11 protein-coding genes are annotated in these 16,512 nt (G+C 44.9%); 2 read left to right on the top strand and 9 right to left on the bottom strand.

Annotation, left to right across the window (positions count from 1 at the left end; genetic code table 11):
- Window positions 1-82 precede the first annotated feature (82 nt).
- The 9 genes from ilvN to MSG35_RS16315 form a co-directional block, all read right to left on the bottom strand.
- The gene (ilvN, locus tag MSG35_RS16355) at window positions 83-577 is read right to left on the bottom strand and encodes an acetolactate synthase small subunit (protein WP_008219984.1); all 495 of its coding nucleotides are present in this window, start codon (window positions 575-577) and stop codon (window positions 83-85) included.
- A 1-nt stretch (window position 578) separates the two neighbouring features.
- Window positions 579-2,318, bottom strand: coding sequence for an acetolactate synthase 3 large subunit (locus MSG35_RS16350; protein ID WP_048618189.1), 1,740 nt, complete (start codon window positions 2,316-2,318; stop codon window positions 579-581).
- A 461-nt stretch (window positions 2,319-2,779) separates the two neighbouring features.
- Window positions 2,780-4,588: a long-chain fatty acid--CoA ligase gene (locus MSG35_RS16345; protein WP_017062927.1), complete on the bottom strand. Its 1,809-nt coding sequence runs from the start codon at window positions 4,586-4,588 to the stop codon at window positions 2,780-2,782.
- A 201-nt stretch (window positions 4,589-4,789) separates the two neighbouring features.
- The gene (leuO, locus tag MSG35_RS16340; protein ID WP_019826889.1) at window positions 4,790-5,749 is read right to left on the bottom strand and encodes a transcriptional regulator LeuO; all 960 of its coding nucleotides are present in this window, start codon (window positions 5,747-5,749) and stop codon (window positions 4,790-4,792) included.
- Between the two features lie 346 nt (window positions 5,750-6,095).
- Window positions 6,096-7,151 (bottom strand): MJ1255/VC2487 family glycosyltransferase, encoded by a 1,056-nt coding sequence (locus MSG35_RS16335; RefSeq protein WP_248384557.1) that lies wholly within the window; start codon window positions 7,149-7,151, stop codon window positions 6,096-6,098.
- A gap of 54 nt (window positions 7,152-7,205) precedes the next feature.
- Window positions 7,206-7,730 (bottom strand): phosphatase PAP2 family protein, encoded by a 525-nt coding sequence (locus MSG35_RS16330; RefSeq protein WP_210444195.1) that lies wholly within the window; start codon window positions 7,728-7,730, stop codon window positions 7,206-7,208.
- Window positions 7,731-8,042: 312 nt separating this feature from the next.
- On the bottom strand, window positions 8,043-11,150 hold the full coding sequence (locus tag MSG35_RS16325; RefSeq protein ID WP_210444194.1) for an efflux RND transporter permease subunit: 3,108 nt from the start codon (window positions 11,148-11,150) through the stop codon (window positions 8,043-8,045).
- Complete coding sequence (locus tag MSG35_RS16320; RefSeq protein ID WP_210444193.1) at window positions 11,147-12,484, bottom strand: HlyD family secretion protein; 1,338 nt, start codon at window positions 12,482-12,484, stop codon at window positions 11,147-11,149. Before MSG35_RS16320 ends, MSG35_RS16325 begins: the two co-directional genes overlap by 4 nt.
- The gene (locus tag MSG35_RS16315) at window positions 12,484-13,143 is read right to left on the bottom strand and encodes a TetR/AcrR family transcriptional regulator (protein ID WP_210500790.1); all 660 of its coding nucleotides are present in this window, start codon (window positions 13,141-13,143) and stop codon (window positions 12,484-12,486) included. Before MSG35_RS16315 ends, MSG35_RS16320 begins: the two co-directional genes overlap by 1 nt.
- A 568-nt stretch (window positions 13,144-13,711) precedes the next feature.
- On the opposite strand from MSG35_RS16315, the gene leuA reads away from it, so the two are divergent.
- Window positions 13,712-15,259, top strand: coding sequence for a 2-isopropylmalate synthase (gene leuA / locus MSG35_RS16310; protein ID WP_019826902.1), 1,548 nt, complete (start codon window positions 13,712-13,714; stop codon window positions 15,257-15,259).
- Between the two features lie 97 nt (window positions 15,260-15,356).
- Entirely contained in the window at window positions 15,357-16,448 is a 1,092-nt protein-coding gene (gene leuB / locus MSG35_RS16305) for a 3-isopropylmalate dehydrogenase (protein ID WP_017061390.1), read from the top strand.
- Window positions 16,449-16,512 lie beyond the last annotated feature (64 nt).

Here is a 16,512-nt window from a genome sequence, read left to right as displayed (position 1 = left end):
GGATTATAGCACTCTAAAAAATTAACAAAATAAAAGCCGCTTAAAAAAGCGGCTTTAAAGTTATTTTTTAAAGACTTATCGTCTAGGCTTTCAACGCACGTTCGCCTCGTGCGATACCAACAACCCCACTTCGAGCCACTTCAAGCACTTCTGTTACTTCAGACAGCGCCTGAATGAATGCATCCAATTTCTCGCTCGTACCCGCCATTTGAACCGTATATTGCGAAGCCGTTACATCAACAATCTGACCACGGAAGATATCTGCTGTGCGCTTCACTTCTGCGCGAGCAAAGCCGCTCGCGCGAACTTTAACCATCAACAGCTCACGCTCGATGTGTTCAAGCTCAGAGACCTCTTGCACTTTTAGTACGTCGATTAGCTTATGCAGCTGTTTCTGGATCTGCTCAAGCTGCATTTCGCTAGAGTTAGTGGTTACATTAAGACGAGACAGCGTCGGATCATCGGTTGGAGATACGTTCAAAGACTCGATGTTGTAGCCACGCTGAGAAAACAAGCCAACTACACGAGAAAGCGCACCAGGTTGGTTTTCCATTAGTAGTGAAATAATGTGTCTCATATTATGTTCTCTCCGTTTTGCTTAGCCACATGTTATCCATACCCTCGCCTTTGATCTGCATTGGGTATACGTGCTCGGTGTCATCCACACTAATATCGACAAATACCAAACGGTCTTTCATCGCCAGTGCTTTTTCCAAACCTGATTCCAGTTCATCCGGAGATGAAATACGCATACCAACGTGGCCATAAGCCTCAGCGATAGCAGCAAAATCAGGAACAGAGTCCATATATGAGTTAGAGTAACGACCTTGATAAACAATGTCTTGCCACTGTTTTACCATGCCTAGGAAACGGTTGTTAAGGTTAATAATCTTAACCGGGATATTGTATTGCAGCGCTGTCGACAGCTCTTGGATATTCATTTGAATACTGCCGTCACCGGTTACCACAACCACTTCTTCATCTGGCTTAGCAAACTTAACGCCCATACCAGCAGGCAGGCCAAAGCCCATTGTGCCTAGACCACCAGAGTTAATCCAACGACGTGGCTTGTTAAACGGGTAGTACAAAGCAGCAAACATTTGGTGTTGACCTACATCAGAAGCAACATAGGCATCGCCATTGGTTACTTTATGCAGTGTTTCAATTACTTGCTGTGGTTTGATGCGCTCAGACGATTTCTCGTAAGCTAGGCAGTCACGCTCTTGCCACTGCTTGATTTCACTCCACCAGCTTTCAATCGCTTCTGCATCATTAGTGCCGCCTTGCTCAACGAGCAAGTTCACCATGCTCTCCAGGACTTTTTCAGCAGAACCTACAATCGGCAGATCCACTTTTACGTTCTTAGAGATTGAAGATGGGTCGATATCAATATGCATGATCTTCGCATCAGGGCAGTACTTATCTAGGTTATTGGTGGTTCGATCATCGAAACGTACGCCAATACCAAAGATCAAATCCGCATTGTGCATCGCCATATTGGCTTCATACAAACCATGCATGCCCAACATACCCAAAGAGTTCTTATGAGTGCCAGGGAAAGCGCCAAGCCCCATTAGGGTGCTTACCACAGGCAAATTCAGTGCCTCTGCTAATTTTAACAGCGGCTTATCTGCCTCAGAAATAACCGCACCACCACCGACATAAAGTACCGGTTTCTTCGCTTCAAGAAGGGCTTTTAGCGCCTTTTTGATCTGACCTTTATGACCCGTAACCGTTGGGTTATACGAACGCATTTTGATCGTTTCTGGGTATTCATAAGGAAGCTTGATTTGTGGGTTTAAGATGTCTTTTGGCAGATCAATAACCACAGGACCGGGACGTCCTGTCGTTGAAATATAGAAGGCTTTTTTAACGACTTCAGGGATATCTTCCGCTTTCTTAACTAAGAAGCTGTGTTTAACGATCGGGCGTGATACACCCACGATGTCACACTCTTGGAAGGCGTCGTTACCAATAAGGTTATTTGGTACGTTACCAGAAATAACAATCATTGGGATTGAGTCCATGTAGGCTGTTGCAATACCAGTAACGGTATTGGTCGCACCTGGACCAGAACACACAAGTACTACACCCGGTTTACCGGTAGAACGAGTATAGCCATCTGCCATGTGGGTAGCGGCTTGTTCGTGTCGTACTAATACGTGTTTGATTTCAGCAGTTTTAGCATGCAGCGCATCGTAGATATCAAGTACAGAACCACCTGGGTAACCAAAGATTTGTTCTACACCCTCTTCAATTAGAGACTGCACCACCATCTCAGCGCCGGATAACATTGCTGTTTCAGGTTTTGTTGTCATATTGCTCTCCTCACCAGTTTCCAATCATATTTGGTGAACATGTTGGGCTGGTTTTTCATAGTCTAGGGCTTATTCGTAGCCTAATTCGAAATACTTCCACTTTTTCGGCTATGGCTGTCTGTCGTGATAACAACAAACAGTAATACGAAACAACTTTAACGCTTTATTATCATCTGGTCTAACACCTGTTATTCGGCAACTGAGCCAAAAAACCAACTATTAGCTCAAAGCATCAAATAAAACCCAATTCAGCCCCCCTAAACTAGGTTTAAAAACTAGTTAACAAACAAAAAAAAGCACTTAATATTTCAATAGATCGCTATTTATCGATAAACCGCGAGCTTGCTGGTGTGCGCTTTCGCACATTGTGCTGTGTCATTAGATACAAAAAATCCCCCTAAAAATGCAATCACATTCGTAGGGGGATTTTTAAACAACTGAAAAATTATCTAAGCAAAAAACTACTTATCTTTAGGCTTTTCGTTGTACATTTCTTCGATTTCGTCTTGATACTTATCGTTGATAACTTTACGACGCAATTTCTGAGTTGGTGTCAGCTCACCATCATCCATAGAAAATGCTTTTGGTAGCAGTTTGAATTTCTTCACTTGCTCAAACTTAGCCAGTTCTTGCTGTAGGTCATTCACACGCTTTTCTAGCATCTCGACGATTTGGTGATGCTTAACAAGTTCAACGCGATCGTGATACTTGATATTAAGCTCTTTGGCATACTCTTCTAGCGAGTCATAACAAGGAACAATCAGCGCAGAAACGAATTTGCGCGTATCAGCGATAACAGCAATCTGTTCGATAAAGTGATCTTTACCAATCGCGCCTTCAACCACTTGCGGCGCAATGTACTTACCGCCAGAGGTTTTCATCAGCTCTTTGATACGATCGGTAATGAACAGGTTACCATTTTCATCAAAATGACCCGCATCACCGGTTTTCAAGAAACCGTGCTCATCGAATGTCTTAGCCGTCTCTTCTGGCATCTTGTAGTAGCCACGCATCACCATTGGACCACGAACAAGAATCTCGTCCTTCGCCCCAATTTTTACTTCTGCGCCCGGCATCGACATACCAATCGAATCAGGGTTAAAACAGCGGTCATCCCAACAAGATACTGTTGCTGTAGTTTCTGTCATGCCGTAGCCAAGTTTTACGTTGATGCCAATAGCATGGAAGAAGCGACCAATCGTCTCATCAAGCTTCGCGCCACCACATGGCATGAAGTTGATGTTACCGCCGAGTAGAGCGCGCAGTTTAGATAGCACAAGCTTATCAGCTAGCGCATGGCTCTTCTTCAGCATCAACGATGGAGTACGACCTTCTTGGTGACAAACTGAAAGCTTTGCTCCCATGTTCACTGCCCAAGTAAATAGCACTTTACGAATAAATGGCGCTTTAGATACCTTCTCGTGAATCGCAGAGAAGATCTTCTCGTAGAAGCGTGGAACCGCACACATTACGGTCGGTTTCACATCGCTTAGCGCATCACGCACTTGCATCGTATCTTGCAGGTAGCAGTTGGTTGCGCCTTTATAGAGAACGTAGAACGTCCAAGCACGCTCAAATACGTGTGATAACGGTAGGAAACACAATGAGACATCGTCTTTGCTTAAGCTAAGGCGCTCATCGTGGCCTTCTAACTGGTAGCCAATGTTGGTGTAATCAAGCATTACGCCTTTTGGCTGACCTGTGGTACCAGAGGTATAGATAAGAGTCAGTAAGTCGTCCATGCTTGCATCAGCAAGACGCACGTCAAGTTCAGCTTGTTGTGCTTCAACGCCACGCGCCATGAAGTCATTCCAAGAGACGGCAAAGCTGTGTCCTTGCAGGTCGATGTCATCAGACATAGCCACAACAACTTCTAGCTGCTCGCACTCTTCAAACAGGCTAACCGCCGCATCGAATTGAACTTGCTCACCAACGAATAAGATCTTCACATCTGCATTTTGGATGATGTAAGAAGACTGTGCTGCTGTGTTCGTTGGATAAATCGGCACAGTCACAAGGCGTGCTTGTAACGATGCAAAATCTGCCACGGTCCATTGAGGCATATTGTTCGAATAGATACCGATCTTATCTTGGACTCTCAGTCCTTGAGCCAACAGTGCTAATGAAAGCGTATCGATTTGTTGTCCAAACTGTTCCCAGCTAATGCCTTGCCATACATTGTCTACTTTGTGCTTCAAAGCTGTACGGTTGCCGCCTTGGGCAATTTGGTCACGAAGTCTTTTTACGATATGAAAATCTAAATTGGCCATCTCTTTACCTTTGGCTTACACCTGTAAGCTTTTTTGAGCGCACAAGTGTACCTCTGATCATGGAAAAGGCAACTGATGAAGCTCAAAGTTATCAGTAATAGTACGTCTAACGCTAAGTTTTCTACCCACTAAAATAGCGCGCATAAAAAAGCCCCAAGCCAGACTCCTAGCTTAGGGCTTATAAATCATAGGGATTAGTGTCTAGTTAAGTGCCACTACTTCGCCACAGATCATCATTAACTGATCTCGTAACCAAATGTGTCCTTTATCCTTTTCACTTGATTCGTGCCAGCTTAGGAAGCCAGAAATCGCCGCATTATCGAATGGGAAATCTAGAATCTGAAGCTGCTCTTTGTTTGCTGCATGTTCTACCATCCAGCGAGGAGCAATTGTTACTAGTTCAGATTGGCCTACAACATAAAGAACGTTGCTTAAGCTCGTACCTTCGTAGAAAGGCGTGCAATCTAGGTCACGGTAAGCTTGCTCAGAGAAGCTACGTTGACCATGGATGCGAGACAGTTTTGCGTGCTTTTCGTTAAGCAGCTCTGCCGCAGAAACTTCACCGTTGATGCGTGGGTGAGAAGCAGAAGCAACCACAACTAATTCGTCTTGGAAGATTTCAGTACTTGAGAAGCCTTGCTCATCAAAACGAGCGTAATCAATAACGAAGTCGATTTCTTGGTAGCGCATACGCTCAGAAAGTTGACGATCGAATTCAGCATCCATGTGCAGTTTAACGCTCGGTGCTTGGTCGTTGATTGTCGACATAATCTTAGGAGCAAAACGCATGTCACAAGGGCTGCAAATCGCAAGTTTGAACAGGCGAGAAGACGACTCTGGAGAGAACACAGAACTTGGTAGTTCGTTGCGCACTAATTGTAGCGCTTGGCGGATTGGACCAAACAACTGACGAGCACGTTGAGTCGGTTGAATACCACGACCTTGACGCATGAATAGTTCGTCGTTAAACATCACTTTTAGACGAGCAACGGCGTTACTTACAGCAGGCTGAGACATACCCAGATTGTGAGCTGCACGTGTAATGTTTTGCTCTTGCATAACTGCATCAAATACAGTCAAAAGATTTAAGTCGACTCCACGAAGTGTGCTTTCCATTCTGTAGCTTGCAATAGCACTCATTGCGTCTTTTTTATCTAACATTCAAGTTGCCTCTTGTCGGTTCGACAGCGTTAAATTGGTAATGGTATGAGAATAGATAACCACTAATTCTTATATTTATCAGACCGATGTTTTTCGGATTGACATTACTATTAACCAATACATCTCGAGCTACCAACAAGATTGATAAAGAATAATTTTATTTTATCTTAATGATTAAATAACATCTAAAAATCAGTAATTTATAGAGTTATAAAAAAATATAAAAAGCTTAACTTATGAGTTTGATTTCGACTTATTTAGCTGTTCTATCTTTTGGTTACAATTGTTACAATTTATTGAACCGATGAATTGGTTGACCAGCTAATTCAGAAATAACACTTATGAGTTAGGTGAGCGATGCATAACTTGGAAAGTCTACCTTGTCCCAAAGTTGCTTTCTTAAGTCATCTTGATTAGACCAATTCCCCGCTAATACCCACTCAACGAGTGCACTTGCCACGTCTGGATAGGTGACCACTTCAGCCTGTTTTTCACTGAGCCAAGCACGCAAGATAGCCGCATCCAAGAAGGTCATGGTTTGAGCTAATCCAAGAGCCTCTAGCGTCGCCACATTGCTCTGTTGTTCGAACTGCCCTTCGAGTGGTTTGAGAAGCAATTTCTTCCCCAAAGTGAGGGCTTCAGATGGCAATTCAAAGCCGCCATTTGCGACCACTCCAGAGCACTGATTGAGGTCGAATTGGAAGCCAGCATGACTGAGTGGTTTGAACTCAATATTTTCGACTCGGCTGTGCTCAATAACATCCGGGTGGTAACAGACAAAGTTGTGCGAAATGAACTTCATTAGCAGCTCTGAGACCGACTCAAGATCCTCAAATGGCAAATAGACCAACGTAAAGTCTTGTGCTGCTTTGGTTTGTTGATCACCAACCAGCGTATGAACGATAGGTGGCAATATTGGCTGTTCAAAGTGATACCAATGTAGTCCAATTGAGTGCTCGGTTGGCGCGAAGTGTTGAATCACTGAATGTTCAATCCAGTTGCCCCCTTCTTTGGGTACATCATAACGAAACGCATTCTGATGGCTTATCCCAATGCATGGCACACCTTGTCTCTTAGCCGCCCATGCAGTGACAGGCTCAAAATCATTAATCACTAAGTCATAAGGCGTAAGATCGATCTGGTTAATCTCACGGAGAAATCGCCAGATGTTATTCTTCACAAATGTTTTGCCGTATTTAACCTGCCCCTGCTCGCTGTAAAAAGTTAAGCCACTGCGAGTCTGATAATTGCCAAATGCTTCCATCGAGAAGTATTTGCTCTCGTCTCGCCCTGAGAACAGAAAGTCGACATCTATATTTTGCTGACGAAAAGCGACGGCCATTGCTCTCGCTCGAGCGATGTGCCCATTTCCTGTGCCTTGTACGCCATATAAAATTTTCATGCATGTTCCTTTGAATTTGCCACTTAAGCTCGGCAGTGGTAGCCAACAAAATGATTACAGAATGAAGCTGATAGCAAGGCTAGTACAAGCGATGCCCAAGGCTGCGCCAATCAGTACGTCCGTTAAAAAGTGCACACCAAGCAGGATTCGAGAGCCTGCAATCGCAGTTGCCCACACCAAGCTAAAGAGGTACAAGCTCGGATAGAAATGTCCGATTAGGGTCGCCATAACAAAAGCAGCAGCGGAATGCCCTGAAGGCAGGCTGTATTTATCGGATGGCACAATATGAGAGTGAAGTAGTGAAGAGAATTCAGCTGGTCGACGGCGCTTGAGGGTATTTTTGGCAAACCAGTAAATAGGCAGTTCGATTGCGAAGGCGGTTAAGCCCACCAATAGAAAGTCTCGACCGATGTTGCTATCGGCCAGCAGTGCAATCAAGGCAATCAAAACATAAAGGTGTCCATCTCCAGTATGAGACACCGCTTTACTGAGCGTTGCATGTTGCCCGCCATAGCGGTTGTTTAAACAGAAAACAGAAAATGCCACATCCCAGCGGACAATAGGTTCGATAGTACGCATACGATCTCCTTAACAATCCTTATTCAGTTAAGGCTCAAGTTATGCTCAACAAATGACAGTTAAGTGACGTTTTGAATGAACTAAAATGAAATTTCCCATGCTTGATAGGCAGGTCAATGGATCAAGTCAGGATGGCAATTGAAGCGACCAATAAAAATAAAGCGACCCAAGGCCGCTTTATTCTTCTATGTTTTTACTTCTTTATATAAGCAAACAAACGCTACTTCTATCGTGCTAATGGTTATAGCGTTCGCTAATGATGCTAGAGCTCGCTAATAATAGTAGAGCTCGCAAATAATTAAGTGCTAAAGGCTATAGCGCTAATGGCTCGTGCTTTTTCACCAAACCGAAATCCGCCAGTATCGCGTAAGCAGCTGGGATCATAAACAGCACCAGTAAGGTCGAGGCAAATATGCCAAACACGATCGAAATAACCAGTGGCTGGATAACCTGAGCCTGTAAACTGGTTTCCGTCAACAGCGGTAGCAAACCTGCCGCTGTCGTCATTGAGGTCAAGAATACCGCTCGGAAACGCTCGCGACTGGCTTTCACCACCGAGTCATGCACGCTATCTCCCTCATCGACATGGTGACGAATGTACTGCACCAACAAGATGGAATCATTAACCACAATCCCGGCAAGCGACACAAAGCCCATCATGCTTGGCATACTCAAAGAGTGGCCAAGTATCCAGTGGCCAACGACTACCCCAATAAAGGCGAGTGGAATGGCCAACATCACGACCACAGGTTCTAAGTAGCTTCTGAACTGATAACTAAGAATCGCAAACACGCCAAATAAGCCAAGCAAGAATCCTTTACCCATCGAAGCGCCAGTCTTAGCCGCATCTTTAGCTTCCCCTTCGAAATCAAAGCGTAAACCCGGGTACTTCTGAATAAGTTTGGCGGCTTCATCTTTTTGGAACTGAGCCAAAATTGCTGACGAGCTCGCCTTCTTATTATCAATATCACCAAAGATACTGATGGTTCTTAAGCCATCGATGCGCTGGATTCGCACGTAGTTACGTTGGAAATCTAATGTCGCCAACGTTGCTAGCGGGATCTGATTGCCATCTGCGGTAATAATTGGGAAGTTAGCCAGCTGCTGTATGTCTCCCGCTTGTTCCTTATCAAGACGTACCTCAATCGAGATATTCTCAACACCGATTTGAATCTCATCCGCCGTTTGCCCAAAGAAAGCCGCTCGTAATTGGGACGCAATCATCTGCCCATTCACATTGTAGGTTTCAGCTCCAGGGCGAAGTTTAACTAAGATCTCTTCCTTACCCATGCGCATGTCATCAAGCACACCATGCACTCCGTCAAACTGATTAAGGTACTCCTGAATATCCAAAGAAGCGGATTTCAATGCGCTCAGGTCATCGTGTTTGGCGCGGATTTCAATAGCACGACCGCCCGGCCCCATAGTCGGTTGCTTGAACACCAATGAAATAGGATCCGCTAAGCCTCCTATATCTTCACGCCACGCATCAATGAAATCATCGATAACCGTATTACGGCTCTCTGCTCCGCGTAAATCTAAGCGCACTGTGGCTAAGTGCGGGCCAGATTCATTGGCATCGGCGTTAGCATTGAATTGGCTAGTTATGTGCTCGACCAGTGTATTGCCTTCTTCAACCTCTTCACTCCATTGCTTGTTCAAACGCTCAGCCGACGCGACAATTTTGTCGACCACTTTTTCGGTTTGAGACAGTGATGCGCCCGGCGGAAGAATAATACGCGCCTCGGCAATATCACCATCTAGCTCAGGGAAAGGTTGAAACTTAACAACGCCACCAGCAATCAAGGCTACTGAAAGCAACAACAGCGTAATCACTCCGCCCATAAAGGCATAACGGAACGTCACGACTTTCTCAACCATGTTCATCAAAGTGGTATTACGAAAGTTCTCGAACTTCTCAAGTAACACAACCTTAAAACGCAGCGCTGGCTTGTCATTTTTTTCTTTGTGTAATGAATGAGATAGGTGATTAGGTAGAATCAAGAAGGCTTCAATCAAGCTCAACGACAGCACCAAAATCAAGACTTGAGGAACGGCCTTAAGCACCGCGCCCATCTCACCATCAAGAAACAGTAAGCTACCGAAAATACACACTGTGGTTAGGAAAGAAGACAGTACTCCGGGAAGCACTTTCTTAACGCCGTTGTACACCGCATCATCAACGTTTTGCCCCCTATCTAAATGGGACGCTATCGATTCAGCGATCACGATGGCGTCATCCATCATAATACCGATTGCCATTAACAACCCGACCAGCGACATAATGTTAATCGACAAACCAAGGTTGGCCATTAAGAACAAGCCACCAAGGAAGGCCACTGGCAACCCTGCCGCCACCCAAAATGAATAACGTAAGCTGAAGAACAGCCACATGGTTGCGAACACCAGCACAATACCTTGCCAGCCATTGCTCACCATCATGGTTAGACGATCCCAAAGTACAGATGAGAGATCGTTGGTCATTTGTAGTGTCACGCCATCAGGAGCAATCGCGCTTTGATCTTCAACGAATCGTGTTACGTTCTCTTTGATTCGCAGCGCATCGTCTTCTTTGTTCTTACTGATCTTAAGCAACGCCGAAGGCTTGCCATCAAATAACACCTTTTGTTCATCAAGCTCAAAGCGGTCGGTTATTTTGGCTATGTCTCTCAAACGAATCACCGAGCCATTAGGCGCAGATCCAACCACGATGCTTTCCAATTCAACAGGCGTAATTCGTCTCTCGTCGAAACGAATCAGAAAGTTTTTGTCTGGTGTTTCAACGTTACCACTCGGCAGTTTTACATTCTGTCGACCAATTTGGTCTGCGATATCACCGACACTTAAGCCCAGCTGACGAATAGCTTGGGTATCCAGTTCCACTCGATATTGATGATCCGAGAAACCACTGACCTCGACCAAAGAGACATCGTAATCAAGCTTCATAGTACGCTTAAGATCTTCCGCGTAGGCCTTAAGTTCCGGCCACGACGTTTCGGCTGTGATAGCGATATCAACAACCGGCTCATTCCAATCCAGCTCTTGAACAACAGGCGATTCAATCTCAGTTGGGAAGTCATTGATCGAGTTGATCTGGGTTTGCACGTCCACCAGCATTCGGCCGATGTCCGCTTTTTCATTTAACTTGAGAATTAAACGGGCGCTGCCTTCGATGGCTTCACACTGAGTCTCTTCAATGTTGGCTAAGCCGTCTACTGCATCTTCCATTCGCACACATAAGCTCTCTTCCACTTCTTGTGGAGAGGCGCCGGGATAGACAATAGCAGCCATAATGTAAGGCGGATCGTAAGCGGGGAAGGTTTCACGTTTGATGGTTGATAGTGAGCTTATACCCAAGATCAACAACCCAAGCATCAACAAGTTTGCTGCTGTTGGGTGCCGAGAGAAAAACTTGATCATGACGCACTCTCCTGAGTATCTGATTCAAGCTCAGCCTCTTCAGAGTTCGATTCTCTCAGTAACATGCCCTCGATTGCTGGCAGGACATCATTGAGAACCAGTTTATCTCCCGTTTGTAGCTCACCACTCACAACCACTTGATTGTCTCTGCGATAAAGCACTTCAACATTGACCACTTGCAAACGCTGATTGTCATCCATCAGGTAAACCTTATCACCATGCAGTGCTCGCTCTGGAACCACCCAACTCAGATTCGCGACACCTTCAATCTCGGCTTTGACAAACATACCGTTAACTAAAGGCGTTGCGCTGTCTGGTTGCAATTGTGAGTAATCTTGAGCGATCTCGAGAATAATCCCCGCTGTCGCTTGGTTTTCATCAACCGTTTCGCTGATTCTTGCCACCTTCGCTGACCAACTGAGGTTCAAGTTGCCGCTGTTAAGTTGAATGCTTGCTTTGATTGGCGCTTCATAAGGATTAGGGATTCCTGCAGCATCACGAGGGAACTGGTTGAAACTGGAGGCTAAAGTTTGCATATCGTGAATAGAAAGTTGCGCCTCTACTTCCATGACATTAATCCCGTGAGCAATAAACATCTCCTGCTGAAGGTTAACTACTTGATTTTGTTCGATATCAACCTGAGCAATTCGCATCGCTCTTGGCAAAGTGATAGTGGTCTTATCGAGAGAGCGTTGTGCCTCCTTCACTTTGGATACGTTGACCTTAATCACCGCTTCCGCGACGCGTTTTTCATCTGGCATTAACGCGATTTGGTTCGCGATATCTAATACCAACTTCTGCTGAGACAATGCACTTTGTTGTTGGAGGTCGACATCAGACTGAGAAGTGAGACCTTTCTTACGCAGATCTTGTTTACGCTGTAGCTCTTTATTGCTGATCACCAAACGATTCTTTTCGATCTTAAGCGTCTGATTCAGGTTATCTTCTTCTTGATTCAATTTCGCTAATGAAGTTTGGCTTGATTTTAGATCCGCCTCTGCTTGTATCAGTTTCAATTCATAATCCAATGGATCAACCTTGAGCACGACCGTTCCCGCGGGGATCACCTGGCCTTTTTCAAGATCTGGATGTCGATACACGATTTGGCCTGTCACCTCAGCAATCGCTTTCCATTCGACTTTCGGCACCACTTTGCCAAAGCCAACCGCTAACGGTGCTATCAGTTGTTGCTCTAGGCTCACAGTATCAACTAAGCGGGCTCTATCACCCGCAGGTTTGGTTGGAAGATCCGGCTTCAAGTTAATCGCGACGACAAGGCCAATAACACCAACCGCAAGTGCTGGAAAGAAGAGTAGTTTTTTATTTATTTTCATTATCTTTGGTCCTGCACGGAAGAAGAGCTCGGTGCGTTAATAAAGCCTTCAGTCATCAATTGAATGTTGTGTTCGATTAAACGATTAAGAAATTCTTCATTAATCTCAATACCATGGATTGCCAATAAAGGCGGCGGAGCGATGAAAGGAAACACCATCAAGCTTACATACGAAACACGGCACAATTTTGGATCCATGTTCTGTTTTAAGATGCCTTGTTCAACCAACTTTTCAAAAATCACATCTTGAGCTGGCTTGGCAACATCGAGGAAAACCTTTTCGAGCAACTCTCTTTGCACTTCAGAGGGAGGCATATTCATCACTTGAGCTATCAAGCGAGGAAACTTCGGCACCTTGACCATCTCTTTGTAGTAAGTCCGCATTAAATCAAGAAAGTTCTCATGACTGCTTTCTTCAACTAACCTCTGCATCTGCAATTGCATCGGTCGTAGCGTTTCACGCAGCATCGCTTCAAACAGCCCGGCCTTACTGCCAAAGTAATAGCGGATCATCGCAATGTTCACACCCGCACGCTCAGCAATCAGGCGCGTCGAGACTTTGTCGTATGGCTGAACGACAAACAGATCACGAGCATGCTCAATTAATAACTGTCGAACATCTAAGTTCTTTTGAGGTCGCCCCGCTTTTCGTGCCGTCATGGCAAAAATCCATCTCTATAATTAATCATCTGATTAATTATAGAGATAAACAGGCGTAACAGTAGAAGATTAATTACTCACTATTTAATCAAGTGATTAATTAATTTGGTCACGCTTGTGATTTTTTTGGTGAATCGTTCCATCAAAAAGATTTACTACAAAGTTTTAACCTACACATAAGCCAAACGATAAACTAACCGCCCAGTACGAAACACTCATTCAGCCGATAACACCAACAAACAACACACAAGCAGCACAAACCAAACCAAAACACCGCCAAAGCACGCTGATATTGGATTTTCTTGTTTGACGCTCAGAATAAATTGCGGTAAATATGGTGTTAACAGTTTATTTACGGATATTTGTGTAATGATTTTTTCTTCTTCTCGACTGCTGAAACTTCTCCTTATCGTGAACCAATCGCGCGGGTAAGTTGTGGGTCAAGAACTACACAAATATTAAAACCCGCGCTGAGCGGGTTTTTTTGTAACTGGCACTTTTAAAAGAACATCATTCTTAATAATAATTTGGATAGCAATCGATTCATTATCGATATAAGGAAGCACCCATGAACGATCAAGTGATAATTTTTGACACGACCTTACGTGATGGTGAGCAAGCGTTGGCAGCAAGCCTTACGGTAAAAGAGAAATTACAGATCGCTTATGCACTTGAACGACTGGGTGTAGATGTTATTGAAGCGGGTTTCCCTGTTTCATCGCCAGGCGATTTCGAATCAGTACAAACCATCGCAAAAAATATTAAAGATAGCCGCATCTGTGCGCTTTCTCGTGCCGTTGCAAAAGATATCGACGCCGCTGCCGAAGCACTAAAAGTGGCTGACCAGTTCCGTATTCATACCTTCATCTCAACATCCACAGTTCACGTACAAGACAAATTACGCCGCAGCTACGACGATGTTGTCGAGATGGCAGTGAAAGCAGTAAAACATGCGCGTAACTATACCGATGATGTTGAGTTCTCTTGTGAAGATGCCGGTCGTACACCTATCGACAACTTGTGTCGCATGGTTGAAGCCGCGATTAACGCTGGCGCAAAAACCATCAACATTCCAGACACCGTAGGCTACACAGTGCCGAATGAGTTTGGTGGCATTATCCAAACGCTATTTGATCGCGTACCCAACATCGATCAAGCGATCATCTCTGTTCACTGTCACGATGACTTAGGCATGTCGGTTGCTAACTCAATTGCTGCGGTTCAAGCGGGCGCTCGACAGATTGAAGGCACAATCAATGGTATTGGTGAGCGTGCGGGTAACTGTTCTCTAGAAGAAATCGCAATGATCATCAAAACTCGTCAGGAGCTATTAGGTGTTCATACTGGCTTGGACCACAAAGAGATTCACCGTACCAGTAAGTTAGTTAGCCAGCTTTGCCACATGCCAATTCAAGACAACAAAGCAATCGTAGGTGCTAACGCATTCAGCCACTCTTCAGGTATCCACCAAGACGGCATGCTTAAGAACAAGAACACTTACGAGATCATGACACCTGAGTCTATTGGATTGAAAAACAAAGCATTAAACCTAACCAGCCGCAGTGGTCGTGCAGCCGTTAAGAGCCACATGGACGCAATGGGCTACAAAGACAATGAGTACAACCTAGATTCATTGTACGAAGACTTCTTGAAGCTGGCTGACCGTAAAGGCCAAGTGTTCGATTACGACCTAGAAGCATTGATGCACTTCGCAAATCTACGTGACGAAGATGACTTCTATAAACTTAACTACCTAAGCGTACAATCTGGTAGTGTTATGTCTACCACCAGCATCAAGTTGCAATGTGGTGATGAAGAGAAATGCGAAGCGGCTGTCGGTAACGGCCCAGTTGATGCTTTATACCAATGTATCTACCGCTTAACGGGTTACGAAATTGCATTGGATAAATTCGACCTTACCGCGAAAGGTGAAGGCGAAGATGGCCTAGGCCAAGCTGATATTATTGCTAACTATAAAGGCCGTAAATACCACGGTACGGGCGTTTCAACGGATATCGTTGAGGCCTCTGGTCAGGCGCTACTGCACGTTATTAATAGCATTCAACGCGCAGACACCATTGCTGAAATGAAACAGCAAAGAATCGCAACAGTTTAAACACCCAATAACAGAGCCCTAGAGCCGATGTTGTTGGCTTTAGGGACAAAATTTAAAACGAGCGAAAGAGCTCAGTAACAAGAATTAAAGGATTAACATGACTGATAAATCATACAAGATTGCCGTACTACCTGGTGATGGCATTGGCCCAGAAGTAATGCAGCAAGCACACAAAGTGCTAGACGCGATTGAAAAGAAGCACGCGATTAGCTTTTCTCGTGAAGAGTATGATGTTGGTGGTATCGCAATTGATAACCACGGCTGTCCACTTCCAGAAGCGACAGTAACGGGTTGTGAAGAATCTGACGCGGTACTTTTCGGCTCGGTTGGCGGTCCTAAGTGGGAACACCTTCCACCAAACGATCAACCAGAGCGTGGTGCCCTACTTCCTCTCCGTAAACACTTCCAACTGTTCTGTAACCTACGTCCTGCACAAATCCACAAAGGTCTAGAGTCTTTCTCGCCTTTGCGTGCTGACATCTCAGGTAACGGCTTCGACATCGTTGTAGTTCGTGAGCTAACAGGCGGCATCTACTTCGGCCAACCTAAAGGTCGTGAAGGCGAAGGCGCAACTGAGAAAGCTTTTGATACCGAGGTTTACCACCGTTACGAGATCGAACGTATTGCCAAGATTGCGTTTGAATCTGCACGTCTACGTAACAAAAACGTTTACTCAATCGACAAAGCAAACGTTCTGCAGAGCTCTATCTTATGGCGTGAAGTGGTTGAAGAGATCGCAAAAGATTACCCAGATGTCACGTTAAACCACATGTACATCGACAACGCGACCATGCAGCTAATCAAAGACCCATCTCAGTTTGACGTAATGCTATGTTCAAACATCTTTGGTGACATCATCTCTGATGAGTGCGCAATGATCACTGGCTCTATGGGTATGCTTCCTTCTGCAAGCTTAAATGAAAGCAACTTCGGCCTATACGAACCAGCAGGTGGCAGCGCACCAGATATCGCAGGTAAGAACATTGCGAACCCAGTAGCGCAAATCCTTTCTGCAGCGCTAATGCTTCGTTACAGCCTAGGTGAAGAAGCGGCAGCACAAGACATCGAAGCAGCGGTTTCTAAAGCACTTTCTGCAGGCGAGCTAACGGCAGACCTTGCAGGTAAGAACCAAGCACTGACTACCTCTGAAATGGGTGACAAGATCGCTGAGTACATCTTAGCTTCATAAGCTAGATGCTTAGATTAGAAGCAAGTACATAAGAATAATATCAAGCCAAGTCAGCGTAAACCGC

The sequence above is a fragment of the Vibrio sp. 1CM23M genome, from assembly GCF_023161755.1.
Taxonomy (GTDB): domain Bacteria; phylum Pseudomonadota; class Gammaproteobacteria; order Enterobacterales; family Vibrionaceae; genus Vibrio; species Vibrio coralliirubri.
The sequence above is the reverse complement of the archived record's forward strand: the minus strand, read 5'-3'. Positions and strand labels throughout refer to the sequence as shown.

Excerpts from the sequence above, each read along its gene's own strand:
- ilvN (WP_008219984.1), bottom strand. The coding sequence starts at position 577 with ATGAGACACATTATTTCACTACTAATGGAAAACCAACCTGGTGCGCTT.
- MSG35_RS16350 (WP_048618189.1), bottom strand. The coding sequence starts at position 2,318 with ATGACAACAAAACCTGAAACAGCAATGTTATCCGGCGCTGAGATGGTG.
- MSG35_RS16345 (WP_017062927.1), bottom strand. The coding sequence starts at position 4,588 with ATGGCCAATTTAGATTTTCATATCGTAAAAAGACTTCGTGACCAAATT.
- leuO (WP_019826889.1), bottom strand. The coding sequence starts at position 5,749 with ATGTTAGATAAAAAAGACGCAATGAGTGCTATTGCAAGCTACAGAATG.
- MSG35_RS16335 (WP_248384557.1), bottom strand. The coding sequence starts at position 7,151 with ATGAAAATTTTATATGGCGTACAAGGCACAGGAAATGGGCACATCGCT.
- MSG35_RS16330 (WP_210444195.1), bottom strand. The coding sequence starts at position 7,730 with ATGCGTACTATCGAACCTATTGTCCGCTGGGATGTGGCATTTTCTGTT.
- MSG35_RS16325 (WP_210444194.1), bottom strand. The coding sequence starts at position 11,150 with ATGATCAAGTTTTTCTCTCGGCACCCAACAGCAGCAAACTTGTTGATG.
- MSG35_RS16320 (WP_210444193.1), bottom strand. The coding sequence starts at position 12,484 with ATGAAAATAAATAAAAAACTACTCTTCTTTCCAGCACTTGCGGTTGGT.
- MSG35_RS16315 (WP_210500790.1), bottom strand. The coding sequence starts at position 13,143 with ATGACGGCACGAAAAGCGGGGCGACCTCAAAAGAACTTAGATGTTCGA.
- leuA (WP_019826902.1), top strand. The coding sequence starts at position 13,712 with ATGAACGATCAAGTGATAATTTTTGACACGACCTTACGTGATGGTGAG.
- leuB (WP_017061390.1), top strand. The coding sequence starts at position 15,357 with ATGACTGATAAATCATACAAGATTGCCGTACTACCTGGTGATGGCATT.